Source organism: Burkholderia ubonensis, assembly GCF_902833085.1.
GTDB lineage: Bacteria > Pseudomonadota > Gammaproteobacteria > Burkholderiales > Burkholderiaceae > Burkholderia > Burkholderia ubonensis.
In genome coordinates, this window is record NZ_CADFEB010000007.1 from 77,297 (window position 1) to 101,866 (window position 24,570).

Annotated in this window: 21 protein-coding genes; 10 read left to right on the top strand and 11 right to left on the bottom strand. The window is 71.3% G+C overall.

The features are described from left to right. The first annotated feature begins 15 nt into the window (after positions 1–15). Genes HWX31_RS20190 through cobC form a run of 5 tightly spaced genes read left to right on the top strand, consistent with a single transcriptional unit; the run spans position 16 to position 4,278 of the window. Complete coding sequence (locus HWX31_RS20190; protein WP_174962228.1) at positions 16–1,029, top strand: FecCD family ABC transporter permease; 1,014 nt, start codon at positions 16–18, stop codon at positions 1,027–1,029. Continuing rightward, positions 1,026–1,838 (top strand): ABC transporter ATP-binding protein, encoded by an 813-nt coding sequence (locus tag HWX31_RS20195; RefSeq protein WP_174962226.1) that lies wholly within the window; start codon positions 1,026–1,028, stop codon positions 1,836–1,838. Before HWX31_RS20190 ends, HWX31_RS20195 begins: the two co-directional genes overlap by 4 nt. A gap of 52 nt (positions 1,839–1,890) precedes the next feature. Next, positions 1,891–2,943, top strand: a complete 1,053-nt coding sequence (gene cobT / locus HWX31_RS20200) for a nicotinate-nucleotide--dimethylbenzimidazole phosphoribosyltransferase (protein ID WP_174962224.1) — start codon at positions 1,891–1,893, stop codon at positions 2,941–2,943. Then, positions 2,933–3,709, top strand: coding sequence for an adenosylcobinamide-GDP ribazoletransferase (locus tag HWX31_RS20205; protein WP_174962222.1), 777 nt, complete (start codon positions 2,933–2,935; stop codon positions 3,707–3,709). The genes cobT and HWX31_RS20205 overlap by 11 nt, the downstream gene beginning before the upstream one ends. Further along, positions 3,694–4,278: an alpha-ribazole phosphatase gene (cobC, locus tag HWX31_RS20210; protein ID WP_174962220.1), complete on the top strand. Its 585-nt coding sequence runs from the start codon at positions 3,694–3,696 to the stop codon at positions 4,276–4,278. The genes HWX31_RS20205 and cobC overlap by 16 nt, the downstream gene beginning before the upstream one ends. 14 nt (positions 4,279–4,292) lie before the next feature. On the opposite strand, the gene HWX31_RS20215 is transcribed toward cobC, so the two are convergent. Genes HWX31_RS20215 through cobU form a run of 4 tightly spaced genes read right to left on the bottom strand, consistent with a single transcriptional unit; the run spans position 4,293 to position 7,711 of the window. After that, entirely contained in the window at positions 4,293–5,210 is a 918-nt protein-coding gene (locus tag HWX31_RS20215) for a cobalamin-binding protein (protein ID WP_174962218.1), read from the bottom strand. Then, the gene (cobD, locus tag HWX31_RS20220; protein ID WP_174962216.1) at positions 5,207–6,226 is read right to left on the bottom strand and encodes a threonine-phosphate decarboxylase CobD; all 1,020 of its coding nucleotides are present in this window, start codon (positions 6,224–6,226) and stop codon (positions 5,207–5,209) included. Before cobD ends, HWX31_RS20215 begins: the two co-directional genes overlap by 4 nt. Further along, positions 6,219–7,163 (bottom strand): adenosylcobinamide-phosphate synthase CbiB, encoded by a 945-nt coding sequence (gene cbiB / locus HWX31_RS20225; RefSeq protein ID WP_174962214.1) that lies wholly within the window; start codon positions 7,161–7,163, stop codon positions 6,219–6,221. Before cbiB ends, cobD begins: the two co-directional genes overlap by 8 nt. Further along, on the bottom strand, positions 7,157–7,711 hold the full coding sequence (gene cobU / locus HWX31_RS20230; RefSeq protein WP_059612757.1) for a bifunctional adenosylcobinamide kinase/adenosylcobinamide-phosphate guanylyltransferase: 555 nt from the start codon (positions 7,709–7,711) through the stop codon (positions 7,157–7,159). The genes cbiB and cobU overlap by 7 nt, the downstream gene beginning before the upstream one ends. 60 nt (positions 7,712–7,771) lie before the next feature. Here cobU and HWX31_RS20235 point away from each other — a divergent pair, with 60 nt between their 5' ends. The 3 genes from HWX31_RS20235 to HWX31_RS20245 all read left to right on the top strand — a co-directional run bounded on the left by HWX31_RS20235 (position 7,772) and on the right by HWX31_RS20245 (position 10,833). After that, positions 7,772–9,271: a cobyric acid synthase gene (locus HWX31_RS20235; protein ID WP_174962211.1), complete on the top strand. Its 1,500-nt coding sequence runs from the start codon at positions 7,772–7,774 to the stop codon at positions 9,269–9,271. A gap of 367 nt (positions 9,272–9,638) precedes the next feature. Then, a complete protein-coding gene (locus HWX31_RS20240; protein WP_174962209.1) occupies positions 9,639–10,055 on the top strand; it encodes a DoxX family protein in 417 nt (138 codons plus the stop codon). Positions 10,056–10,191: 136 nt separating this feature from the next. Beyond that, positions 10,192–10,833, top strand: a complete 642-nt coding sequence (locus HWX31_RS20245; protein ID WP_059618639.1) for a ParA family protein — start codon at positions 10,192–10,194, stop codon at positions 10,831–10,833. Positions 10,834–10,963: 130 nt separating this feature from the next. On the opposite strand, the gene panD is transcribed toward HWX31_RS20245, so the two are convergent. The 4 genes from panD to HWX31_RS20265 form a co-directional block, all read right to left on the bottom strand. Beyond that, positions 10,964–11,350: an aspartate 1-decarboxylase gene (gene panD, locus HWX31_RS20250; protein ID WP_059612749.1), complete on the bottom strand. Its 387-nt coding sequence runs from the start codon at positions 11,348–11,350 to the stop codon at positions 10,964–10,966. Positions 11,351–11,394: 44 nt separating this feature from the next. Then, entirely contained in the window at positions 11,395–12,234 is an 840-nt protein-coding gene (panC, locus tag HWX31_RS20255; protein WP_174962207.1) for a pantoate--beta-alanine ligase, read from the bottom strand. A 235-nt stretch (positions 12,235–12,469) separates the two neighbouring features. After that, positions 12,470–13,357, bottom strand: coding sequence for a segregation and condensation protein A (locus HWX31_RS20260; protein WP_059618637.1), 888 nt, complete (start codon positions 13,355–13,357; stop codon positions 12,470–12,472). Between the two features lie 4 nt (positions 13,358–13,361). Next, positions 13,362–13,550, bottom strand: coding sequence for a DUF3460 family protein (locus tag HWX31_RS20265; RefSeq protein ID WP_059612745.1), 189 nt, complete (start codon positions 13,548–13,550; stop codon positions 13,362–13,364). 221 nt (positions 13,551–13,771) lie between these two features. Here HWX31_RS20265 and HWX31_RS20270 point away from each other — a divergent pair, with 221 nt between their 5' ends. Beyond that, positions 13,772–15,580 (top strand): autotransporter assembly complex protein TamA, encoded by a 1,809-nt coding sequence (locus tag HWX31_RS20270; protein ID WP_174962205.1) that lies wholly within the window; start codon positions 13,772–13,774, stop codon positions 15,578–15,580. 28 nt (positions 15,581–15,608) lie between these two features. Beyond that, on the top strand, positions 15,609–19,649 hold the full coding sequence (locus tag HWX31_RS20275) for a translocation/assembly module TamB domain-containing protein (RefSeq protein WP_174962203.1): 4,041 nt from the start codon (positions 15,609–15,611) through the stop codon (positions 19,647–19,649). 22 nt (positions 19,650–19,671) lie between these two features. Here HWX31_RS20275 and HWX31_RS20280 read toward each other — a convergent pair whose 3' ends face one another. From HWX31_RS20280 to metG, 3 genes are all read right to left on the bottom strand, one after another. After that, entirely contained in the window at positions 19,672–20,808 is a 1,137-nt protein-coding gene (locus HWX31_RS20280) for a DNA methyltransferase (RefSeq protein ID WP_174962201.1), read from the bottom strand. After that, positions 20,792–21,925: a hypothetical protein gene (locus tag HWX31_RS20285; protein WP_174962234.1), complete on the bottom strand. Its 1,134-nt coding sequence runs from the start codon at positions 21,923–21,925 to the stop codon at positions 20,792–20,794. The genes HWX31_RS20280 and HWX31_RS20285 overlap by 17 nt, the downstream gene beginning before the upstream one ends. Positions 21,926–22,232: 307 nt before the next feature. After that, on the bottom strand, positions 22,233–24,407 hold the full coding sequence (metG, locus tag HWX31_RS20290; protein ID WP_174962199.1) for a methionine--tRNA ligase: 2,175 nt from the start codon (positions 24,405–24,407) through the stop codon (positions 22,233–22,235). Between the last annotated feature and the right edge of the window lie 163 nt (positions 24,408–24,570).

Below are 24,570 nucleotides of genomic sequence, written 5' to 3' on the forward strand. Positions count from 1 at the left end.
GGGACGGGGCGCCGCATGAGCCCCGCACGCGCCGCCGCGATCTGGGCCGCGCTCGCGACCGCGGTCGCCGCGCTGTTCGTCGCGTCGCTGACGATCGGCAGCGTGCCGATCTCGCCGCTGCAGGCGCTCGCGTCGCTCGTGCCGCACGGCGGCGACGCATCGGGCGGCACGGCGCTGTTGGCCGACATCGTCCGCACGCTGCGCGTGCCGCGCGCGCTCGCCGGCTTCGCGTGCGGTGCGCTGCTCGCGCTCGCGGGCGCGCTGCTGCAGGTGCTGCTGCGCAATCCGCTCGCCGAGCCGTACGTGCTCGGCGTATCGGGCGGCGCGGCCGGTTTCGCGCTGGTCGCGATGATCGCGGGCGGCGCGTGGTGGCTCGTCGATGCGTCGGCGTTCGCCGGTGCGCTCGTGTCGATGCTGCTCGTGCTCGGCCTCGCGCGCCGCGAGCTGTGGCGCGGCGACGCGCGCGACGCGTCGCCGCGGCTGCTGCTCACCGGCGTCGTGATCGCGGCCGGGTGGGGCGCGCTCGTCACGCTGCTGCTGTCGCTCGCGCCCGATGCGCGGCTGCGCGGCATCATCTTCTGGCTGACGGGCGACCTGAACGGCGTCGCGACGCCGTGGTTCGCGTGGGCCGCGCTCGCGCTGGCCGCTAGCGTCGCGCTGCCGGCCGCGCCGCAACTGAACGTGCTGCTGCGCGGCGACGCGACCGCGCTCGCGCTCGGCGTGCCGGTCGCGCGGCTGCGCGTGCGGATCTATCTCGTCGCGTCGCTGGCCGCCGCGGCCGCGGTGACGACCGCCGGCACGATCGGCTTCGTCGGGCTCGTCGTTCCGCACGCGCTGCGCCTCGCGTTCGGCAACGACCAGCGCATGCTGCTGCCCGCCGCGATGCTCGCGGGCGGCGGCGGCGTGATGGCGGCCGACCTGCTCGCGCGCACCGTGATCGCGCCCGCGCAACTGCCGGTCGGCGTGATGACCGCGCTGATCGGCGTGCCGGTGTTCCTGTGGATGTTGCTGAGGAGACCGATGCGATGAGCGTGACCGAATCCCGTCGTTCCGGCGATGCCGTATACGCGGCCGTCGACCTGACGCTGCGGGCCGGTGCGCGCACGCTGCTGGGCGACTTCACGCAGACGTTCCGGCCCGGCGAGATCTGGTGCGTCGCGGGGCCGAACGGCGCCGGCAAGACGACGCTGCTCGCGACGCTCGCGGGCCTTTCCACGCCGTCGGGCGGCCACGTCGAAGCCGACGGCCGGCCGCTCGCCGCGTGGCCGGCCGCGCAGCTCGCGCAGCGGCGCGCGCTGATGCCGCAGCAACTGCACGACGCGTTCAGCGCGACCGTGTTCGACACGGTGCTGCTGAGCCGCTTCCCGTATCTCGGCGGCTGGGGCTGGGAGCGCGACGGCGATCGCGCGGCCGCGCGCGATGCGCTGGCGACCTTCGGCCTCGCGGCGTTCGCCGGGCGCGACGTGCTGTCGCTGTCCGGCGGCGAACGGCAGCGCGTCGCGCTGGCCGCGACGCTGTGCCAGGGCGCGCCGCTGCTGCTGCTCGACGAGCCGCTCGCGCATCTCGACGTGCATCACCAGATCGACTGCCTGACCGCGCTGGCCGCTTGGCTCGAAGCCGGCCGGCGCACCGTGCTGTTTTCGTGCCACGATCTGAATCTCGCGCGGCGCTTCGCGACGCATGCTCTGCTGCTCGATGGACGCGGCCGCGCATGGGCGGGGCCCGTGCATGACGTGCTGACGCCCGAACGCGCGAGCGACGCGTTCGGCTACCCGCTCGTGCTGATCCGCCAGGACGGCCGCGATGCGCTGCTGCCCGCGTGGCCGGAGCGGCGATGAATGCCTTTCTTTCGACGCGCGGCGGTTGCCGCGCACATGAGGTGAACTCACGATGACACCGATCGACTTCCTGCCCGAGATCGCGCCGCTCGACGCGTCGCTGCGCGCGCGCCTGCAACATGTGATCGACCACAAGACCAAGCCGCCCGGCAGCCTTGGCCAGCTCGAAGCGCTGGCGCTGCAGCTCGGCATGATCCAGCGCACCGAGCGTCCGCTCGTGCAGCGTCCGGTGACGATCGTGTTCGCCGCCGACCACGGGATCGCGGCCGAAGGCGTGAGCCCGTATCCGCAGGCCGTGACCGCGCAGATGGTCACGAACTTTCTCGCCGGCGGCGCGGCGATCAACGCGTTCTCGGGTGTCGCGCAGAGCACGCTCGAGATCGTCGACGCGGGCGTCGCATCACCGCTGCCCGCGTCCGACCGGCTGATCGCGCTGCCGATCGCGCGCGGCACGCGCAACTTTGCGCAAGAGCCCGCGATGACGCGCGACGAGGCCGTCGCCGCGCTCGCGGCCGGCGCGGCGCGCGTGCGTCATCACGCGGCGCTCGGCACCAACGTGATCGGCTTCGGCGAGATGGGCATCGCGAACACGTCGTCCGCCGCGTGCCTGATGAGCCGCCTGCTCGACGTGCCGATCGACGCCTGCGTCGGGCGCGGCACCGGCCTCGACGACCAGGGGCTCGCGCACAAGCGCGCGGTGCTCGGGCGCGCGCTCGTGCGGCATTCGCATGCGATCACGCCGCTCGACGTGCTCGCGACGTTCGGCGGTTTCGAGATCGCGATGATGACGGGCGCGTTTCTCGCGGCGGCGAGCGAGCGGATGACGATCCTCGTCGACGGCTTCATCGCGACGTCCGCGCTGCTGGTCGCCGAGCGGCTCGCGCCGGCCGTGCGCGACTACTGCGTGTTCTCGCACACGTCGCACGAGGCGGGGCACCGCCGGATGCTCGAGCATTTCGGCGCGAAGCCGTTGCTCGCGCTGGACCTGCGGCTCGGCGAGGGCACCGGCGCGGCGCTCGCGCTGCCGCTCGTGCGTGCGGCGGCGGCGTTCATGAGCGAGATGGCGAGCTTCGAATCCGCGGGCGTCGACGATCGTGACGCCTGACCGGACGACCGGCGTGCGCGCCGAGCTGCGTTACTTCTTCGTCGCGCTCGGCTATTTCACGCGCGTGCCGGTGCCGCGCGCGATCGGCTATGCGGCGGGCGATCTCGATCAGGCCGCGCGCTACTTCCCGCTGGTCGGCGCATGCGTCGGCGCGTGGGGCGCGCTCGTCTACCTGGCCGCGCTGCGCGTGTTCCCGGCATCGATCGCGGTCGGCCTGTCGATCGCCGCGACGCTCGTCGCGACCGGCGCGTTCCACGAGGACGGCCTTGCCGACAGCTGCGACGCGTTCGGCGGCGGCTACACGCGCGACGACGTGCTGCGCATCATGCACGACTCGCGGATCGGCACGTTCGGCGCTGCCGCGCTCGTGATCGCGCTCGGCCTGAAGTGGCAGGCGCTCGCCGCGCTGCCGCCGCTGCGCGCCGCGTGGACGATGATCGCCGCGCACGCGGCGAGCCGCGCGGCGGCGGTGAGCCTCTTGATGTCGCTCGACTATGTGCGGGCGGAGGGCAAGGCGAAGCCGGTCGCGCAGCGGATGGGGCCGCGCGCCGCGCTCGTCGCGGCGGCGTTCGGGCTGCCGTGGCTGTTCTGGCCGGACTGGCGCATGGGCGTTGCCGCGCTCGGCGCGCTCGTGCTGCTGCGCGCGTGGCTCGCGCGCTATCTGGTCCGGCGGATCGGCGGCTATACCGGTGATTGCCTGGGCTTCGCGCAGCAACTGTGCGAATTGACGATCTATCTGGTCGTGCTCGGATGGACGTCGTCCTGATCCGCCATCCGGCAGTCGCCGTCGATCCGGGCGTGTGCTACGGACGCAGCGACGTGCCGCTCGCCGCATCGGCGCAGGCCGGCGCGCAGGGGATGCGCGAGCGGCTCGACGCGTTGCGCGCGCCATTGCCGCAGCGCATCTGGTCGAGCCCGCTCGCGCGTTGCGCGTCGGTCGGCGAACGGCTCGCACAGGCGCTCGGCGTGCCGTTGCAGTACGACGGATGCTGGCAGGAGATGGACTTCGGCGCGTGGGAGATGCAGCGCTGGGACGATATCGACCGCGCGGCGCTCGATGCTTGGGCCGCCGATCTGATGCACGCCTGCGCGCATGGCGGCGAAAGCGTCGCGCGCTTCGCCGCACGGGTCGCGCAAGGCGTCGACGCGACCGTGCAGGCCGACGCGCCGCAATGGGCGGTCACGCACGCCGGCGTGATCCGCGCGTTTGCGTCGCAGGTGCTGCGCGTGCCGCTCGACACGCTGTTGTCGCGGCCGGTGCCGTTCGGCGGCATCGTATGGCTGCGCATGCGCGATGCGGCCGGCGCGTGGGAGATCGTGCACTGGGACGCGTGAGCGTCGCGCGTCCGTCAGCGTGCGGGCCGCCGCGTGCGCGCAGCGTCGAGGTCCTCGCACAGCGCGGCCGCGCCCTGCGCGACGCGCGGCGACGCGCGGGTCAGCAGGTCGCCGTCGATCGCGAACAGGTTGCCGCGCGCGACGGCCGTCAGCGCCGGCCATGCGCGCCAGCGCGCGAGGCTCGGCAGCGCGTCGTTCGACGGCGTCGCACCGGCGCTGGTCGTCACGATCGCTTCGGGATTGGCCGCGAGCACGGCCTCGTCGGTCACCGTCGGCACGAGCGGCTTGAGCGACGCGAACACGTTGCGGCCGCCGCACAGCGCAATCACGTCGCTGATCAGATGCGCGCCGTTGAGCGTCACCAGCGGCCGGTCCCACACCTGGAAGAACACCGTAACGGGCGGGCGCGCCGCATAGCGCGTGCGCAGCGCAGCGACGTCGCGCGTGAACGAAGTGGCCGCCGCGTCGGCCGCGGGCTGCGTGCCGAGCAGTGCGCCGAGCTGGCGCAGCGACGTCGCGATGTCGTCGAGACGTTTCGGTTCGCTGTAGAACAGCGGGATGTGCAATGCGCGCAGCGCATCGGTCTGCCGCTCGGCGTTGCCGTGACGCCAGACGACGATCAGGTCGGGCTTCAGCGCGGCGATGCGTTCGAGATCGAGCGACTTGTTGTCGCCGACGCGCGGCACCGCTCTCGCGGCGCTCGGGTAGTCGCTGTAAGTGACCGTGCCGACGAGCTTCGCGCCGCCGCCCGCCGCGTAGACCAGCTCGGTCGCGTGCGGCGCAAGGCTGACCACGCGCTGCGCGGGCGCGGGGAGCGTGACCGTGTTGCCGGCGTCGTCGCGTGCGCTGACGTCCGCATGCGCGAACGGGGCGGCGCCGAGCGCAATCAGTGCGGCAAGCGCCGGCAGGCCGCGGCGCGCCACGTTCGTCATCGCGGCTCCGCGAGCAAGGCCGGCACGCACTGTGCAAGCGCGCGCTCGAGACGCCGCCATTCGTCGTCGTTGCCGGGCAAGCCGAAGCGCACGCTCGACGGCTGCGCGAAATGGCGCGTCCAGATGCCGTGCCGCGCCAGCGCCGCATGCAGGTCCGCCGCGCGCGGATCGGCGGTCCAGCTGAACAGCGGCGTCGATTGCACGACGCAGCCGTGTCCGCGCAGCAGCGCCGCGAGCCGTTCGCCGTCGGCGGTGAGCCGTTCGCGTGCGGCCGCCTGCCACGCACGGTCGGCGAACGCGGCGGCCACCGCATGACGCGCGGGGCCGCCGACCGTCCACGCGCCAAGCGTGTCGCGCAGCCGGACGATCAGTTCGGGATGGGCCAGCACGAAACCGGCGCGGATGCCGGCGAGGCCGAAGAACTTGCCGACCGAGCGCAGGACGACGAGACCCGGGCGGTTCACGCAAGCGGCGAGCGAGCCGGTCGCGCCCGTATCGGCGAACGCCTCGTCGACGATCAGCGTGCCGCCGCGCGCCGCCAGCTGCGCATGCCAGCCGAGCAGGCGCTCGGCGGCGACGCGCTCGGCAGTCGGGTTGTTCGGATTCCCGACGATCACGTGGCGCAGCGTCGCGGGCAGCGTGTCGACGGTGATGTCGAGCGGTGCGACGCGATGGCCGCGCCGCGCGAACGCGGGCCCGTATTCGCCATACGCGAGTGGTGCGACGCCCACGTCGCCGTCGGGCAGCAGCGCGGGCAGCGCGCGGATCGCGGCCTGGCTGCCGGCGACCGGCAGCACGTGCGCCGGGTCCGGCGCGCCGTAGTAATCGGCCGCGCACGCGGCGAGCCCGTCGCCGTCGTCGGGCAGCCGGCGCCACGCGTCGGCGGGCACGGGCGGCACCGGATAGCCGACCGGGTTGATGCCGGTCGACAGGTCGAGCCATGCGTCGTACGGAATGCCGTGGCGGCGCGCGGCGTCATGCAGGTTGCCGCCGTGCGCGATGCGGGTGTCAGACATGTTGGGTGCCCATGACGAGGATGGCGCCGGCGACCAGCAGCGCGAGCCAGAGCGCGAGCGTGCGCGTGACGAGCGACAGCGCGGCGACGATGTGCGCGGCGCTCGCGGGCGAACCCGCGCCGAGCACCGGGCGGTGCTCGAGCTCGCCGTGATAGACGGCCGGGCCGCCGAGCTGCACGTTCAGGCTGCCGGCGCCGGCGGCCATCACCGGGCCCGCGTTCGGGCTGTCCCAGTGCCGGGCCTGCGTGCGCCAGCAGCGCCATGCCGACGCGGTGTCGCCGAGCAGCGCGTAGCTCGCGGCCGTGAGGCGCGCGGGCACCCAGTTCAGCAGGTCGTCGGTCCGCGCGGCGGCCCAGCCGAAGGTCAAAAAGCGCGGCGTGCGATAGCCCCACATCGCGTCGAGCGTGTTCGCGAGCCGGAACATCAGCGCGCCGGGGCCGCCGGCGATGACGAACCAGAAGAGGGCGCCGAAGATCGCGTCGTTGCCGTTCTCGAGCGCCGATTCGACGGCCGCGCGCGACAGCGCGCCCTCGTCGGCGGCGCTGGTGTCGCGCGACACGATGCGCGCGGTCAGCGCGCGCGCGCCCGGCAGGTCGTGCCGGAACAGCGCGGCGGCGATCGGCGCGAGATGGTCGGCGAGGCTCTTCGCGCCGAGCGCGAACCAGAGCAGCGCGACGTGCAGCGCGGCCGCGAGCGGCGTGGGCAGCGCGGCGGCCAGCCACACGGCGATCAAGACCGGCGGCGCGACGGCCGCGAGCCACGCGGCGATGCCCGTCAGGCGACCGCGCCGGCCCGTGTTCAGCACCGCTTCGATGCGTGCGGCGAGCCGCCCGAACGCGACGAGCGGATGCGCGGCCGACGGCTCGCCGACCACGCGGTCGACGATTACCGCGATGACCGCGAGCATCGCGACCGTGGGCAACGACAGCATCAGCATGACGCGGGCTCCGTCTTGATCGCGACCGGCACCCCGGCGACGAGCAGCGTGACGCGCGTCGCGAGCGCGGCGACGCGCTGGTTCAGGCGGCCGAGTTCGTCGACGTAGCGGCGCGTGAGCGCGCCGAGCGGCACGACGCCGAGCCCGATCTCGTTGCTGACGACGATCACCTTCGCGCGGGCGTCGCGCAGCGCGGCTTCGAGCGCGGCGACGCGCGCTTCGTAGTGCGCGTCGTCGAGCGGCTCGCCTTCGGCCGGGCACAGCAGGTTCGTGAGCCACAGCGTCAGGCAGTCGACCAGCAGGCATGCGCCGGGATCGTCGAGCCGCGCGATGGTTTCGGCGAGCTCGACGGGCGCGTCGGCGAATCCCCAGCTCGCGGGCCGGCGCGCGCGATGATGCGCGATGCGCTGCGCGAATTCGGCGTCGGCAGCCTGCGCGGTCGCGATATAGGTGACGGGGCGGCCGCAGTCGGCCGCGAGCCGTTCGGCATGCGCGCTCTTGCCCGAGCGTGCGCCGCCGAGGACGAAGGTGAGATCGTGCGGAATCATCGCGTGATTGTAACGGCGCAGGCGATAATGCGGCCTTCGATTCGCCACGCCTTTCACACGATGAATGCACCCGAGCCGCGGCCGCACGGCACGCTGATGATCCAGGGCACGACGTCGGACGCCGGCAAGAGCACGCTCGTCGCGGGCCTGTGCCGCCTGGCGCGCCGCGCCGGCGCGCGCGTCGCGCCGTTCAAGCCGCAGAACATGGCGCTCAACAGCGCGGTGACGGCCGATGGCGGCGAGATCGGCCGCGCGCAGGCGCTGCAGGCGCTCGCCGCGGGCGTCGCGCCGCATACCGATTTCAACCCCGTGCTGCTCAAGCCGACCAGCGACCGCGGCGCGCAGGTGATCATCCACGGCAAGGCGCGCGCGAACCTGAACGCGCGGGCGTACCACGACTACAAGCCGGTCGCGTTCGACGCGGTGCTCGAATCGTATGCGCGGCTGCGCGCCGGCTACGACACGGTGATCGTCGAGGGCGCGGGCAGCCCGGCCGAGATCAACCTGCGCGAAGGCGACATCGCGAACATGGGCTTTGCCGAGCGGGTCGACTGCCCGGTCGTGCTGGTCGCCGACATCGACCGCGGCGGCGTGTTCGCGCATCTGGTCGGCACGCTCGCGTGCCTGTCGGACACCGAGCGCGCGCGGGTGCGCGGCTTCGTGATCAATCGCTTCCGCGGCGACTTCAAGCTGCTCGAACCGGGCCTCGACTGGCTGCGCGCGCAGACCGGCAAGCCGGTGTTCGGCGTGCTGCCGTATCTGCACGGCCTCACGCTCGACGCAGAGGACATGCTGCCCGCGCAGGCCCGAAGCGGCGCCGCGCACGCCGGCGGCCGCGTGCTGCGTGTCGTCGTGCCGGCGCTGCCGCGGATCAGCAACCACACCGATTTCGATCCGCTGCGCGCGCATCCGCAGGTCGAGTTCACGTACTGGAAGAGCGGGCCCGTGCCGGCCGCCGACCTGCTGATCCTGCCCGGCTCGAAGAGCGTGCAGCGCGATCTCGCGTGGCTGCGCGACGCCGGCTGGGACGCGGCGATCCGGCGGCACCTGCGCTATGGCGGCAAGCTGATCGGCATCTGCGGCGGCATGCAGATGCTCGGCCGCTCGCTCGACGATCCGCTGGGCCTCGAAGGGGCGCCCGGCAGCGTGCCGGGGCTCGGCCTGCTCGAGTTCGACACGACGCTGCAGCCGGACAAGACGCTGAAGAACGTGACGGGCCGCCTGGCGTTGCCGGGCGGCGCGGCCGTGCACGGCTACGAGATCCACATGGGCGAGACGCGCGGCCCCGCGCTCGCGGCGCCGGCGCTCGAGCTGACGGCCGACGGCGCGGCCGCCGCGCACGCGGACGGCGCGCGGTCCGACGACGGCCAGATCCTCGCCACCTACGTGCACGGGCTGTTCGACGCGCCGGACGCGTGCGCGGCGCTGCTCGCGTGGGCGGGCCTCGACGCGGCCGAGCGGATCGACTACCCGGCGCTGCGCGAGGCGTCGCTCGAACGCCTCGCCGACACGTTCGCCGCGCATCTCGACCTGCCGGCGCTGTACGCCGAATTCCGCTGAGCGATTCGTCCTCGCTTTTTTCGTCGCGTGGCGTACAACCAAAGCAGGGCGGATATCCGTTCTGAGGAGCGCGACGATGAAGGCTCGACGGTGGTTGGGTGTATTGCTGCTGGCGTTGCTGACTGTTCCGACGTTGGCACAGGCCTGCGATTACGGATCGGGCGGCGGCAGCTCGTCCGGCACTAGCGGATCGCAAGGCAAGGGCGGCGGCTACTGACGCACGAATCGGGGGCATGATCGCTCATGCCCCTTTTTATTTTGATTCGTTCTTTTGAGGAGATAATTTAAGCGGGGTTGCGTATTTATTGGTGGAAAAGGTTCGAATAGAGTGCGGTTCATTCCAATCCACTCACGAAGGAACCCCGACATGAACCCCAACCGCCTCAACGATTTCGCCGCCACGCTGCTGCGCGTGGCGCTCGGCGTGCTGTATCTCGCGCACGTCGCGCAGAAGGTATTCGTCTTCACGCTGCCCGGCACCGCGCAGTTCTTCGCGTCGATCGGCCTGCCCGCGTGGCTTGCGTACGTCACGACGGCCGTCGAGCTGGCGGGCGGCATCGCGCTCCTGGCCGGCTTCCGTGTGCGCGTCGCCGCGCTGGCGCTGCTGCCGTTCATGCTCGGCGCGACGGCCGCGCACCTGCCGAACGGCTGGAGCTTCGGCGCGCCGCACGGCGGCTGGGAATATCCGGCATTCTGGGCCGTGACGCTCGCCGTGCAGGCGCTGCTGGGCGGCGGCGCATTCGCGCTCGGCGGGCCGCGGGTCGCGGCGCAGCGCGCGGCGTGACCCGGCCCGGCGCCGGGCGGCATCGATGCCGCCGGTTCCGGTGATGCCCCATTTGCCGATATCATCGCTCCCTGTATCCGCAATTGTGCGGCGCCCGCCTGCCGGCCGGCGCCGCACGGCTTCTTCGGGGGAATTCATGACGGTGATCGTGGTGGCGAATCCGAAGGGCGGCGTCGGCAAGAGCACGCTGTCCACCAATCTCGCTGGTTATTTCGCGGCGCAGGGCGCATGGGTCGCGCTGGCCGATCTCGACCGGCAGCAGTCCGCGCACGCGTGGCTCGACCTGCGCCCGGCCGGGCTGCCCGCCATCGAGGCGTGGGCGCTCGACCCGGATGCGCCGTCGAAGCCGCCGCGCGGGCTCGAATACGCGGTGATCGACACGCCGGCCGGCCTGCACGGCAACCGGCTGAACGTCGCGCTGCAGCTCGCGGACAAGGTGATCGTGCCGCTGCAGCCGTCGATGTTCGACATCCTCGCGACCCAGCACTTCCTCGAACGGCTCGCGAATGAAAAGGCGGTGCGCAGGGGCAGCGTCGAAGTCGGCATCGTCGGGATGCGGGTCGATGCGCGCACGCGCTCGTCCGAGCAGCTGCACCGTTTCGTCGAGGGGCTCGAGCTGCCGGTGCTCGGCTACGTGCGCGACACGCAGAACTACGTGCAGCTCGCCGCGCACGGGCTCACGCTGTGGGACGTCGCGAAGAGCCGCGTCGACAAGGACCTCGAACAGTGGGGCCCGATCGTCGCGTGGGCGGAGCGCAAGGCGTCGAAGGGCGCATGACGGCGCGGCGCGGATCGGTCGCCGGCGATAACCGCCGACACGCCGCGCGCACGTGACAAGGGCCGGATTCCGTGCTGGACGGAATCCGGCCCTTTGCATTGGGCGGCGCCGCCTGACGCGGCGCTCGGGCTTACGACCAGCTCTGGGTCGGCACGTGGTCGCGGCTGCCCTTGATCTTGTTGTCGTCGTCGACGAACACGAGGTTCGGCTTCCAGCCGGCCTGCAGTTCGGCTTCGTCGACCATCGCGAACGCCGCGATGATCACGAGATCGCCGAGCTGCGCGCGCCGTGCGGCCGAGCCGTTCAGCGAGATCATCCCGCTGCCGCGTTCGCCCTTGATCGCGTAGGTCGAGAAGCGTTCGCCGTTGTTGATGTTCCAGATGTCGATCCGCTCGTTTTCCGCGATGTTCGCGGCCTCGAGCAGGTTCTCGTCGATCGCGCACGAGCCTTCGTAGTGCAATTCGCAGTGGGTGACGGCTACGCGGTGGATCTTCGATTTGAGCATGTGGCGCTGCATGGGGCCTCCTTGATGCGTCGTGATGCGCTGGCGGACGAAAGCCGTCAGATTTCCAGGTTGTCGATGAGGCGCGTCGCGCCGAGCTTCGCGGCCGCGAGCACGACGAGCGGCTCGCCGGCTTCGAGCTCGGCGGCGCTCGGAGCGATCAGGTTCGCGCGCCGGCGGATCGAGATGTAGTCGGGCGCCCAGCCGCGGCCGGCGAGGTGCGCCTGCGCGTGCTGCTCGAGCTTGACGAGGTCGCGCTCGCCGCCGAGCACGCTTTCGCGCATGCGCTGCAGCGTCTTCGCGAGCTCCGGCGCCTCCTGGCGCTCGGCCGGCGCGAGATAGCGGTTGCGCGACGACAGCGCGAGGCCGTCGGTGTCGCGCACGGTCTCGGCCGCGATGATGTCGACCGGCAGCGCGAGCTGCTGGCACATGCTGCGCACGATCATCAGCTGCTGATAGTCCTTCTTGCCGAACACGGCGACGCGCGGCTGCACGCAGGCCATCAGCTTCGCGACGACCGTGCACACGCCGGTGAAGAAGCCGGGCCGGAACTCGCCTTCGAGGATCCCGCCGAGGTCGTCCGGCGGCTGCACGCGGTATTCCTGCGGCTCCGGATACATGTCGCGCTCGGTCGGCGCGAACAGCACGTAGACGTTTTCCTTCTGCAGCTTCTCGATGTCGTCCTGCAGCGTGCGCGGATACTTGTCGAAATCCTCGTTCGGGCCGAACTGCAGGCGGTTGACGAAGATGCTCGCCACGACCGGATCGCCGTGCTGGCGCGCGAGGCGCATCAGCGACAGGTGCCCTTCGTGCAGATTGCCCATCGTCGGCACGAAGGCGGTGCGGTTCTGGCCGCGCAACTGGTCGCGCAGTTCCTGGATCGAGCTGATGACTTTCATGATCGGGTAGCGGGTTCCTCGCGCTGGCGCGCGTTGACGCCGCGGCACGCGGCGTCGGGGTCGAAGCGGCAAAAAGTAAGTATCCGCGGCATCCGCGCGCGGGCGGCGCGTCGGGCGTCGGCGATTGTAGAGGATTTGGCCGCCGGGCGCACCGATAAAAGGACGATCGTTCACTTTTATCGGGAATGCGGCCGCGCGGGTGTGCCGGGTCCGGCGCGCCGCGCGGCGGTGCGGTTCAGGCGGGCAGGTACGCGAGGCGCACGTAGATCGGCGCGAACGGTTCGGGCTGGGTGATCTCGACGAGCGATTCGCGCGCGAGCTCGAGCATTGCGATGAAGTTCACGACGACGACCGGCACGCCGCGCGACGTGTCGAACAGCTCGGCGAATTCCATGAAGCGCGCGTTCTGCAGCTTGCGCAGGATCAGGCTCATGTGCTCGCGCACCGACAGCTCCTCGCGGGAGATCTTGTGATGCTGGACGAGCTTCGCGCGCTTGAGCACGTCGGCCCACGCGGCGCGCAGGTCGTCGGAATTCACGTCGGGGAAGCGCGGCGTGATGCTCTGCTCGATGTACACCTCGGCGCGCAGGAAGTCGCGGCCGAGCTGCGGCAGCCGGTCGAGGCGCTGCGCGGCGAGCTTCATCTGCTCGTATTCGAGCAGGCGGCGCACCAGCTCCGCGCGCGGGTCTTCCGCCTCCTCGCCGGTGTCGGCCTTCTTGACCGGCAGCAGCATCCGCGACTTGATCTCGATGAGCATCGCGGCCATCAGCAGGTATTCGGCCGCGAGTTCGAGGTTCGACGCGCGGATCTGGTCGACATAGCCCAGATACTGCGCGGTGACCTGCGCCATCGGGATGTCGAGCACGTTGAAGTTCTGCTTGCGGATCAGGTAGAGCAGCAGGTCGAGCGGGCCTTCGAACGTTTCGAGGAACACCTCGAGCGCGTCGGGCGGGATGTACAGGTCCTGCGGCAGCTTGAAGAGCGGCTCGCCGTACAGGCGTGCGAACGCCGCGACGCCGTCGACCGTGTCGGGCGTCGAATCGGCACCCGCGGGCGCGGCGACCGCGTCTTCGGGTCGGGCCGCGTCAGGCCGGGCGGCGCTGGCCTCGTCGGCGGCGCTCACGTCGTCAGAAGTTCTGGTAGTAGACGTAGGACGTCTGCTTCACGCGCGATTCCTGCTGCGCGGCGCGCTCGTCGAGGTCGATCGGCTGCTTGTCCCACAGCAGTGCGCGGCCCTTGCGCTGCTCGTCCTCGAGCGTCGGCTTCTGCTGCTTGAGCTGGTTCAGGAATTGCGTGACGTCGGACTGGTACGGCATGGCTTGGCTTTCCGTTTCAGGCGGCGCGCAACGCGCCGGATTGTGCGATGGCGGGATTTTACCGCATCGCGGGGAACGGCCGGCGTGAAACGCGCGTCGAACGCGCGGGCGTCGCGCCGTTGCGCGCAAGCATCAAAGCGGCGCGCAGGCGGGGGCGGCGACGTCCGTGTGGTCAAATACGGGTTTTCGAACAATTCACATCATTGAGGGCGAGGTCATATTTGGCGGGGCAGGCACACCAGCAACGAAACACGGCGCATGACGCCGCGCGGGGCGCCCGACGCGGCGACGCCGGCGCGGCCCGGGCCGCGCGCATCCTCGCCGGCTGCCTGGCCGCGCTCGCCGCACTGCCCGCCTGGGCGAAATACGACGTCGAGATCGACGCGCCGCGCGCGGTCCGCAAGCTGCTCAAGTCGCACCTCGACATCGCGCGCTTCGCGAAGCGCGACGACGTCAGCGACGACCAGTTCGACTTCCTCGTCACCGCCACGCCGCAGCAGGTGCGCGACCTGACCGCGACCGAAGGCTATTTCTCGCCGGTCGTGCGCACCGACGTGCGCACGCGCGACGGCAAGCGCAGCGTGCAGATCGCGGTCGATCCGGGGCCGCAGACCGTCGTGTCGTCGGTGGACCTGACGTTCAAGGGTCCGGTCGGCTCGGAAGACCCGAAGCAGGAGACCGCGACGCGCTTCGCGTTCTCGCTGAAGACGGGCGAGCCGTTCACGCAGGCGGGCTGGGACGCCGCGAAGGGCGCCGCGCTCAGGCAGCTGCAGTCGCGCCGCTACCTCGGCGCGAAGATCACCGCGTCCGAGGCGCGCGTCGATCCGCGCACGCAGCGCGCGACGCTCGCGGTCACGTTCGACAGCGGCCCGACGTTTACGATCGGCAAGGTCGACGTCGAAGGCGTGCGCCGCTATCCGGAGAAGATCGTCACCAACGTCAATCCGCTGTCCGAAGGCGAGATCTACGACGTGCAGCGGATCACCGAGCTGCAGCGGCAACTGCAGAACACGCCGTACTACGCGAGCGTCGCGATCGACGTCGGCAACGACACCGAGAAGCCGGACAAGACGCCCGTGCACGTGAAGGTCAGCGAGTACCCGTACAACAGCGTGCGCGGCGGGGTCGGCTACGCGACCGACACCGGCCCGCACATCCAGGGTTCGTACACGTACCTCGACACGTTCGGTGCGGCCTGGCCGCTGACGGTGTCGGGCCGGCTCGACCAGATCCAGCAGTACGGCCAGGTGCAGCTGTCGATGCCGCCGGGGCAGCGCGCGTGGACCAACAGCGTGCTCGCGTCGTATACGAACACCGACGTGTCGGACACGCGCATCTACAGCGCGCGGGTCGGCGTGCAGCGCACCCGCACCGGGCAGTACATCGACTACGCGTATTCGCTGATGTTCTATCAGGACCGGCTCAAGCAGAACGGTGCGGGACCGACCATGAGCCGCGCGCTCGTGCCGCAGTGGGCGTGGACGCGCCGCAACGTCGACGATCCGCTGTTTCCGCGCTCGGGCAACCTGATTCATGCGGAGGCCGGCTTCGCGATCAAGAACGTGCTGACCGACCAGACCTTCATCCGCGGCTATGCGCGCGGCCAGCAGTACGTGCCGATCGGCAAGCGCGACCTGTTCGTGTTCCGCGCGGAGCTTGGCGGCGTGTTCACGAGCGGCAGCTCGAGCGGCGTGCCGGCGTCGCTGCTGTTCCGCGCGGGCGGCTCGAACTCGGTGCGCGGCTACGGCTACCAGAGCATCGGCAACAGCGTCGCCGGCTCGGTGCTGCCCACCAAGTACCTGACGACCGGCACCGCCGAATACCAGCACTGGTTCAACCGCGACTGGGGCGCCGCGACGTTCTTCGACGTCGGCACCGCGACCGACGCGTGGGGCGAGAAGGTGTTCTACAAGGGCGTCGGCATCGGCGCGCGCTGGCGCAGCCCGGTCGGCCCGATCAATGTCGACCTCGCCTACGGGCTGCGCAACCACAGCGTGCGCCCGTACCTGACGCTCGGCGTCGCATTCTGACCCAACCGATTCATCCATCACGCACCGCATGACGAAGGACACCCACGACACGCCGCCGCCCCACGATCCGGACACGCCCGAGCGAGCGCCCGAGGACGCGCCGCGTCGGTCGCGGCTCGTGCGCGGCGTCGCATGGACGCTGGCCGGCGTCGTGCTGCTGGTCGTGCTGGTGGCGGGGCTCGCGCTCGCCGCGGTCACGACCGAGCGCGGCACCCGGCTCGCGTGGCAGACGGCGGTGCACGTGCTCGGCGGACGGTTGTCGGGCAAGCTCGACGGCGGCGCGCTGGCTACCGGCGTGCGCCTGCGCGCGTTCGCGTGGACGAGCCCGGACGGCACGGGTACCGAGGTGCGGATCGACCGTCTCGACGGCCGCTGGGCGTTGACCCGTGCGCCGCTGCGCCTGACGATCGACGCGCTGCGCGCGGGCACGATCGACGTGCGGATCGTGCCGGGGCCGCCGACGCCGACCGTGATGCCGCAGGACCTGCGCCTGCCGCTGCAGCTGCGGATCGTCGACCTGCGCTTCGACCGTCTCGCGATCCACGAGGGCGGCTCGACGACGCAGCTCGACCATCTCGCGCTGAGCGGCCGCAGCGACGGCCGCCACCATGAGCTTGCGCTCGAGCGGCTCGACACGCCGTACGGCGCGCTCACCGCGCGCGCGAAGCTCGACGGCGTGCGGCCGTTCGCGCTGACGGGCGACGCGACCTACGCGGGCAAGCTCGCCGACGAGCCGGTCGATGCGCGCGCGCGCGTGTCGGGCTCGCTCGAAGCGCTCATCGCCGACGTCGACGCGAGCGGCCTGAAGCTCAACGGGCGCGCGCATGTCGAGGCGGCGCCGTTCGGCGCGGTGCCGCTCACGCGCGCGTCGCTCGCGTTCGATCACGTGAATCCGCAGGCGCTGGCGCCGGGCGCGCCGGCCGCGGACCTCGCGGTGCGCGCCGAGCTCGCACCCGCGCCGGCCGATCCCGCGCATCCGCACGCATTCGCGGTGACGGGCCCGGTGTCGATCGTCAACGCGAAGCCCGGCACGCTCGGCGACCATCTGCTGCCGGTCGTCGATGCGCACGCGGCCGTGCGGCTCGACGCGCACGCGCAGCGGATCGACGGCCTCGCGCTGAAGCTGATCCGCGACGGCAGCGTGACGGGCGGCGGCGCGGTGGCGGGCGGCAAGGGCCGTTTCGACCTGAAGGTCGCGAATCTCGACCTCAATGCGTTCGTGGCTGAACTGCGCCCGATGCGGCTCGGCGGGCCGGTCGGCGTGACGCTCGCGAGCGGCGTGCAGACCGTCGAGTTCGACCTGAACGATCCGAAGCTCGCGCTCGGCGCGCGCGCGAAGGTCGCGCTGACGCCGCAGCAGACGGTGCTGACCGAAGCGCGCGTGACGGCGGCCAAGGGGCGCATCGACCTGGCCGGCGTGTTCCGCCACGACGCGCATTCGAGCTACGACGCGAAGGCGACGCTCGCCAACTTCGATCCGCTGCTGCTCGCCGCGATGCGCGCGCCGCCGCCAGCCGCCGGCAAGGCGGCCAGGAATGTACCGAAGCTGGCGAAGGCCGCGCCCGCGAAGCGCGGCGAGACGCGCGTGAACGGCACGCTGACCGCGTCGGGCGCGTTCGCGCCGCAAGTGTCGACGAAGGCGACCTTCAAGCTCGGCGACAGCCTGTACGACGGCTTGCCGCTGACCGGCGCGGGCGTCGTGCAGCTCGCGGGCGCGCGAATCCTGCCGAGCAACGCGAACCTGTCGATCGCGGGCAACCGCGTCGACCTGCGCGGCAGCTTCGGTGCGCCAGGCGACCGGCTGCGCTTCGTCGTCGATGCGCCGCAGCTCGACCGGCTCGGCTTCGGCGTCGCGGGGCTCGTCGAGGCGCAGGGCGACCTGACGGGCAGCTTCGCGCATCCGAACGTGACCGCGACCTACAAGGCGCAGGGCGTCGTGTTCGGCGCGAACCGGATCGGCGCCGCGCAGGGCCGCGCCGATATCCGCGACGGTGCGCACGGCGCGCTGGTGTTTACCGCCGACGCGAGCAACGTGGCGCTCGGCTCGCTGCAGCTGAAGACGCTGCGCGCGAACCTCGACGGCACGCGCGCGAAGCACACGCTCGACGCGTCGGCGCTCGGGGCGGCCGGCGGGCGCGTGATCGACCTGACGGTCGCGGCGAACGGCGGCGTCGTCGAGAACCGTGACGGGATGCGCTGGGACGGCACCGTGACGCGCCTTGCGAACCGCGGCACGCCGGCGCTTGCGCTGCAGACGCCGCTCGCCGTCTCGGCGGGCGCCGGGCGCGTGACGCTCGGCGCAGCGAAGCTGACGCTCGAAGGCGCGGCGATCGACCTGAAGACCTTCGTGTTCGACCACGGCCTGCTGCGCTCCGTGGGCACGGTGAGCGGCGCGTCGGTCGCGCGCTTGCTCGAGGTCCGCCAGGAACTGACGGGCGAGCGAGCGCCGGTGCGGACCGACGTGGTGCTCGATGCCGACTGGGATTTCGCGGTCGGCGCGAGCGCGACCGGCCATCTGCAGGTCAAGCGGCGCAGCGGCGACGTGACCGTCGAGACCGCGCGCGGGATCGCGTCGCTCGGGCTCACCGACCTGCAGGCGCGCGCCGTGTTCGGCGCGGGCAATCGGCTGAACGTGACCGTGCAGGGCAAGGCGAACCGGGTCGGCACGCTCGACGCGAGCGTCGCGGTGCCGTTCGCGCCGCGCGACGGCATGCTCGCGGTCGCCGACGACGGTCCGCTGTCGGGCCGCATCGATGCCGACATCCCTTCGCTGAAGGCGACCGGCAACCTGTTCGGGCCGAGCTACCTGCTCGGCGGGCGCGCGGCGCTGAAGCTGACGGTCGCCGGCACGCCGGCGAAGCCGAACGTGTCCGGGATGCTGACGGGCGACGACCTGTCCGCGACGCTCGTCGACCAGGGCGTGCAGCTGAAGGACGGCATCGTGCGCATCCGGCTGGCGGAGAACCTCGTCGAATTCCAGCAGGTCGAGTTCCACGGCGGCAGCGGCACGCTGCGCGCGATCGGCCGCGTGCGGCTCGACAACGAGGCGCCCGACCTGACCGCGAGCATCGTCGCGGACAAGCTCGAGCTGTTCGCAGCGCCGGACCGCAAGCTGTCGCTGTCGGGCAAGGCGACGGTCGCGAACGAGGGGGCGCACGGCGGGCTCGCGATCGACGGCAAGTTCGTCGTCGACCATGCGCTGTTCGACCTGCCGGAACAGGCGGCGCCGCACCTGTCCGACGACGTGGTGATCGTGCGCCCGGACAGCACGGTGCGCGGCGAGACGCAGACCGGCACCGCGATCGCGAAGCCGAAGCCGGCGACCGACAAGCCTGCGCCGTCGCTCGCGCCGCGCGCGAACATCGACATCGGCCTTGGCAACGACTTCCGCTTCAAGGGCCACGGCGCGGATCTCGGGCTGCGCGGCACGATCACCGTGATGAGCGCGCCCGGCGTGCCGCTGCGGGCGGTCGGCAACGTGCGCGTGACGGAAGGCTCGACGTACACGTCGTTCGGCCGCAAGCTCGCGGTCGAGAACGGCTTCTTCACGTTCAACGGCCCGGTGTCGAACCCGGGCGTCAACATCCTCGCGATGCGGCGCAACCAGGAAGTCGAGGCGGGCGTGCAGGTGACGGGCACGATCCAGGCGCCGACGGTGAAGCTCGTGTCGGAGCCGAACGTGACCGACAACGAGAAGCTGTCGTGGCTGCTGTTCGGCCACGGCACCGACCAGGGCAACAACGTCGGCCAGCAGAACGCGATGACCGCCGCGCTCGCGCTGCTCGGCAGCGCGACCGGCAAGCGCGTCGCACAGAGCATCGGCCTCGACGAATTCTCGATCGGCCGCAGCGATGTCGGCCTGACCGATCCGCAGGTCGTGCAGATCTCGAAGGCGATCAACGAGCGCTTCGTGCTCGGCTACGAGCAGGGGCTGCAATCGGCAGCCAACGCGTTCAAGGGGACGATCAACCTGACGCGCTTCTGGTCGGTGTCCGCGTACGGCGGCACGTTCCAGGGCGTCGACCTGAACTACACGCGGCGCTTCGACCGGTGGTTCGGCCAGCGGTGACGGCGGCGCGCGCGCAACCGGCTCAGCGGTCGTTCGCGCCTGCCGCCGCGCACGCGGCGTATCCTTCCCGCGTGTCGGCGACCGTGACGTCGACCTGCAACAGCCGGCCGTGCGCATCGACCCGCCGCGCGCGGAAGTAGTGGCGGTAGCGCAGCGCGGCGGCCGCGACTGGCGGCGTGATCCGTGCATTCCACGATTCCAGCGCAAAGCCGTCGGCTTCCAGCCATTGCAGCAGCCGCGATACGCCCGCGTCGTCGGGCGGCACCACGAGGTCGACGTCGTTCAGCGGCGCATCGGCGTCGTCATCGCCATGGCCCGCTTCGGCCGCGAGCCGGCGCGCGAAGCCGCCGATCACGGCGAACGCGAAGCCGTCGCGCGTCAGCGCGGCGACGAGCGCACGGGCGGCGTCGGCGTCGCTCGCAAGCGGCGCCTTGCGGCACACGAGCGCGTACTCGTGCGTGCGATCGGTCGCGCCGTCGCCGTGCGGCGCGGGGCCGCCCGCGCGTTCGTAGATCAGCACGCGCTCCTCGTGCAGCTCGAAGCGTTCGCCGAGCAGCCGCGCGACATCCCACGCGAGCGGCACGAACCGGCCGCCGAGGCGCAGGTTCTGCGCCATCGCGATGCACCAGCCGCCCGGTTCGAGCAGCGCGTGCACGCCCGCGAATACGTTGCGCATCCGTTCCAGATACGGCGCGTAGTGCGCGACACCGTACAGCTGCCCGTCGGACGCCTTGCCGGGCAGCTCGTCGCAGCCGAAGTACGGCACGCTCGTCAGGCACAGCGTGAACGGGCCGCCGGCGCTGCGCGCGGAGGCTTGCGTCGCGATGGTCGACAAATCGCCCGCGAGCACCGGATGGCGGCCGGCCGCGGCGCCCGCCCGCGCGAGCCGTTCGCGCGCGAACGCCGCGCGCTCCGGATCGACCTCGACGCCGAGCGCCGGCGCACCGCATTGCGCAGCGGCCACGAGCGTCGTGCCGAAGCCGCAGAATGGATCGACGATCCAGCCGCCCGGCGTCGCGTGGCTGCCGATGAACGGCACCATCTGCTCGACCCAGCCGCAATCGCGCGCGGCGAATGAATCCCGCGCGCGCAGGTCGGCGGGCAGGGTGGTGTCGGCGGCCTCTTCGGTCAGGCGCAGCCAGCTAGTCACGGTGGTCATCGTCGCTCCACAGGATGTCGCGCGTCGGTTGCCAGCCCGCGCACAGGTTGCCGTTCGGATGAAATACGAGCTTGTACACGGCGTCGCGCAGTTCATGCTCGCGCATCGCGCCGTAGTCGGACGCCTCGAACACGACCTCGAACCCGTCGCGGTGCGCCCAGCGCGCGTTCCAGAAGTAGTAGCCGCCCGTCAGCGCGATCGGCTCGCACCGGGAGGCGAACGCGGGGTCGGCGACGCACGCGAGCAGCAGCGCGTCGATCGCGATCCGCGCGTGGTCGACGTAGCGCCGCGTCGCGTTGTGCCGGTACGTGTCGGGCAGCGCGGAGAACTCGCGGAAGATCACGGCGCTCGCGCCGAGCACGCGTGCGCGGTCCAGGTAACGGAGCACGTCGGCCGGCGTCTCGACGCCGCCGCGCTGCACGATGCAGACGAGCTTGACCGGGAAGCGCTCGCGCGCGGCGGCGAACGCCGTCTCGAACGCGGCGTCGCGCATCACGGGCTGGCCGGGGCGAAAGCGCATGATCGACTGATTCACGTCGTCGCGATCGTGATGCCGCGACCATTCGAGCCACGACAGCCCGAAGCTCGCGAGCGCGGGCAGCAGCGCGCCGCCGTGCTCGACGAGGCCCGCGCCGTTCGTATACAGCACGCTGCCGCCGACGTCGGGGCCGTCGTCGCCGGCCGCGCCGAGGGTCGCGACGAGCGACAGCAGCCAGCCCGGATCGTCGGTGTTCTCGAGCCCGGACAGCGAATACGACAGCGGCACGCCGCGCAGCGCCCGCAGCGCGCGGCCGAGCGTGTCGAAGTAGCTCGCGCCCGGGCGCAGGCTCGCGGCCATCGGGCCGGACGCGGTCTCGTCGACGAGCGTTTCCGAGCAGAACCGGCAGCGCGCGGAGCAGGGCTGCGCGGCGGCGTAGGGCGTGAACGTCAGCGGCTGCGCGAAGCGGATCGCGCGTTTGCCGAGCCTGTGCGCGTGCCAGCGGGCATTGTCGTCGGCGGGCGGCTCGCGCAGCGCGAGCCACGCGAAGCGTTCGGCGAGCGCGTCGAACGCGCGGCTGCGCGCGACGAGCGGCGCGACGCCGTTCGCGTCGGCGACCGGCACGAGCGGGATCGTCATCGGGGAACGGGCGCGGCTCATGCGGGACGACGCGCGCGTCCGGCCGGCCGGGAAGGTGTCGGGTGCGTTTTCATTTCGTTGTTCTGTGGGCGGAGCCCCGCCGCCACGGCCCGTGGCCGACCGCTCGCGGCGATCGTCGGAATCCGGCGGGTTCCGGTGCTGCATATTGCGTCGGCATGCGCTAGCGGCTGCCGCGCAAGCCGACATGGTAGCGGAATCCGTCCGCGGTACGCACCGCGCGGCCCAAGCATAAAAAAACCCCGCACGCATCGTGCGGGGCTGTCGCGCAAGCGGCGGCGCGTGCGGCTTACTTCACGCGCATGCCGGGCTTCGCGCCGCTGTGCGGCTCGAGGATGTAGAGGCCCGGCTCGGCCTTCTCGTCGGTTGCCGACGCCGCGAGCACCATCCCTTCGGACAGGCCGAACTTCATCTTGCGCGGCGCGAGGTTCGCGACCATCACGGTCAGCTTGCCGACGAGCTGCTCCGGCTGGTACGCGGACTTGATCCCGGAGAACACGTTGCGGGTCTTCTCCTCGCCGACGTCGAGCGTGAGCTGCAGCAGCTTGTCCGAGCCTTCGACCGCCTGGCACGCGACGATTTTCGCGATGCGCAGGTCGATCTTCGCGAAATCGTCGATCGAGATGGGCGCGCCGGTGTCGTCCGCGCCGTTCGCGGCCGCTGCGGGCTTCGCGTTCGTCTTCGCGGCCTTGGCGTCGGCCGTCGCGGCTTTCGCGGCCTTCGCGCTGCCGGCCGCATCCGTCGAGGCGCCCGCGCCGGCCAGCGAATCGCGGTTCGCGGCGAGCAGCGCGTCGATCTGCTTCGCGTCGACGCGGGTCATCAGGTGCTGGTACGCCTTGATCGGCTGCTCCGACGACAGCGGCTTCGCGGCGTCGGCCCACGCGAGCGGCGCGATGCCGAAGAACGACTCGACCGCAACCGCCACGCGCGGCATCACCGGCTTCAGCGCGAGCGACAGCAGGCGGAACGCCTCGAGGCTGACGCTGCAGGTCTCGTGCAGCGCGACGGCGTTGGCCGGATCCTTCGCGAGCTCCCACGGCTTCGCGCCGTCGACGTACGCGTTGACTTCGTCGGCGAGCTCCATCGTGTGGCGCAGCGCGCGGCCGTATTCGCGGGCCTCGTAGTGGGCGGCGATGCCGGGAATCGCGTCGCGCAGCTTCGCGACGAGCGGATGGTTCATCGCGCTGTCCTGCACGCGGCCGTCGAAGCGCTTGAGCAGGAAGCCCGCCGCGCGGCTCGCGATGTTCACGTACTTGCCGACGAGGTCGCTGTTCACGCGCGCCTGGAAGTCGTCGAGGTTCAGGTCGAGGTCTTCCATCGTCGCGTTCAGCTTCGCGGCGAAGTAGTAGCGCAGCCACTCGGGGTTCAGGCCCGTGTCGATGTAGCTTTGCGCGGTGATGAACGTGCCGCGCGACTTCGACATCTTCGCGCCGTCGACCGTCAGGAAGCCGTGTGCGAACACGTTGGTCGGCGTGCGGTGGCCGGAGAACTCGAGCATCGCGGGCCAGAACAGCGTGTGGAAGTACAGGATGTCCTTGCCGATGAAGTGGTACTGCTCGGCGGTCGAGCCCTTGCGGATCCACGCGTCGAAATCGATCCCGCGCTGGTCGCACAGGTTCTTGAAGCTCGCGTAGTAGCCGACCGGCGCGTCGAGCCACACGTAGAAATACTTGCCGGGCGCGCCCGGGATCTCGAAGCCGAAGTAGGGCGCGTCGCGCGAGATATCCCAGTCGGCGAGCTTCGCTTCGCCGGCGTCGCCGAGCCATTCGCGCATCTTGTTGGTCGCTTCCGGCTGCGCGAGGCCGCTCACCCAGTCGCGCAGGAACGTTTCGCAGCGCGGATCGGACAGGCGGAAGAAGTAGTGCTTCGACGTCTTGCGCACCGGCGTCGCACCCGACACCACCGAATACGGGTTCAGCAGCTCGGTCGGCAGGTAGGTCGAGCCGCACACTTCGCAGCTGTCGCCGTACTGGTCCTTCGCGTGGCACTTCGGGCACTCGCCCTTGATGAAGCGGTCCGGCAGGAACATTTCCTTGACGGGATCGTACGCCTGCTCGATCTCGCGCTCGGCGATCAGGCCGTTTTCCTTCAGCGCGACGTAGATCTGCTCGCTCAGCACGCGGTTCTCGTCCGAATCGGTCGAGTAGAAGTTGTCGAACGACACGCCGAAGCTGTCGAAGTCGCGCTTGTGCTCGGTCCAGACGCGGTCGATCAGCTGCTTCGGCGTCAGCCCTTCCTTCTCGGCGCGCAGCATGACCGGCGTGCCGTGCGTGTCGTCGGCGCCGATGTAGTAGACCTCATGGCCGTGCATTCGCAGCGTCCGCACCCAGATGTCGGTCTGGATGTACTCGACCAGGTGGCCGATGTGGATCTGGCCGTTGGCGTACGGCAGAGCGGACGTGACGAGAATCTGGCGGCGGCCTTGCGGCGCGGCCTGCACGGAAGTGAGGTCGGATGCGGACATAGGGTCTGTAGAGGAACGGCGGGAAACCACTGGAAACTGCGATTCTAGCAGGGGCGCGGGCCGGACAGGCGGGTGGCCGGCCCAGGTGGCACGGGCGGGACGCAGCGGGCTGCAAGCGGCGTGTCCGGGTGTCGAATGTTGCGTTGCAGCGCAAATTGCGCAG

What these genes read in the sequence shown, in the direction of transcription:
- HWX31_RS20285 (WP_174962234.1), bottom strand. Translation starts at nt 21,925, where the DNA reads ATGACGATCCCGCTCGTGCCGGTCGCCGACGCGAACGGCGTCGCGCCG.
- HWX31_RS20265 (WP_059612745.1), bottom strand. Translation starts at nt 13,550, where the DNA reads ATGCCGTACCAGTCCGACGTCACGCAATTCCTGAACCAGCTCAAGCAG.
- cobD (WP_174962216.1), bottom strand. Translation starts at nt 6,226, where the DNA reads ATGTCTGACACCCGCATCGCGCACGGCGGCAACCTGCATGACGCCGCG.
- HWX31_RS20280 (WP_174962201.1), bottom strand. Translation starts at nt 20,808, where the DNA reads ATGACCACCGTGACTAGCTGGCTGCGCCTGACCGAAGAGGCCGCCGAC.
- cbiB (WP_174962214.1), bottom strand. Translation starts at nt 7,163, where the DNA reads ATGCTGATGCTGTCGTTGCCCACGGTCGCGATGCTCGCGGTCATCGCG.
- metG (WP_174962199.1), bottom strand. Translation starts at nt 24,407, where the DNA reads ATGTCCGCATCCGACCTCACTTCCGTGCAGGCCGCGCCGCAAGGCCGC.
- panC (WP_174962207.1), bottom strand. Translation starts at nt 12,234, where the DNA reads ATGAAAGTCATCAGCTCGATCCAGGAACTGCGCGACCAGTTGCGCGGC.
- HWX31_RS20215 (WP_174962218.1), bottom strand. Translation starts at nt 5,210, where the DNA reads ATGACGAACGTGGCGCGCCGCGGCCTGCCGGCGCTTGCCGCACTGATT.
- cobC (WP_174962220.1), top strand. Translation starts at nt 3,694, where the DNA reads ATGGACGTCGTCCTGATCCGCCATCCGGCAGTCGCCGTCGATCCGGGC.
- HWX31_RS20195 (WP_174962226.1), top strand. Translation starts at nt 1,026, where the DNA reads ATGAGCGTGACCGAATCCCGTCGTTCCGGCGATGCCGTATACGCGGCC.
- cobT (WP_174962224.1), top strand. Translation starts at nt 1,891, where the DNA reads ATGACACCGATCGACTTCCTGCCCGAGATCGCGCCGCTCGACGCGTCG.
- HWX31_RS20275 (WP_174962203.1), top strand. Translation starts at nt 15,609, where the DNA reads ATGACGAAGGACACCCACGACACGCCGCCGCCCCACGATCCGGACACG.
- HWX31_RS20190 (WP_174962228.1), top strand. Translation starts at nt 16, where the DNA reads ATGAGCCCCGCACGCGCCGCCGCGATCTGGGCCGCGCTCGCGACCGCG.
- HWX31_RS20245 (WP_059618639.1), top strand. Translation starts at nt 10,192, where the DNA reads ATGACGGTGATCGTGGTGGCGAATCCGAAGGGCGGCGTCGGCAAGAGC.
- HWX31_RS20235 (WP_174962211.1), top strand. Translation starts at nt 7,772, where the DNA reads ATGAATGCACCCGAGCCGCGGCCGCACGGCACGCTGATGATCCAGGGC.
- cobU (WP_059612757.1), bottom strand. Translation starts at nt 7,711, where the DNA reads ATGATTCCGCACGATCTCACCTTCGTCCTCGGCGGCGCACGCTCGGGC.
- HWX31_RS20240 (WP_174962209.1), top strand. Translation starts at nt 9,639, where the DNA reads ATGAACCCCAACCGCCTCAACGATTTCGCCGCCACGCTGCTGCGCGTG.
- panD (WP_059612749.1), bottom strand. Translation starts at nt 11,350, where the DNA reads ATGCAGCGCCACATGCTCAAATCGAAGATCCACCGCGTAGCCGTCACC.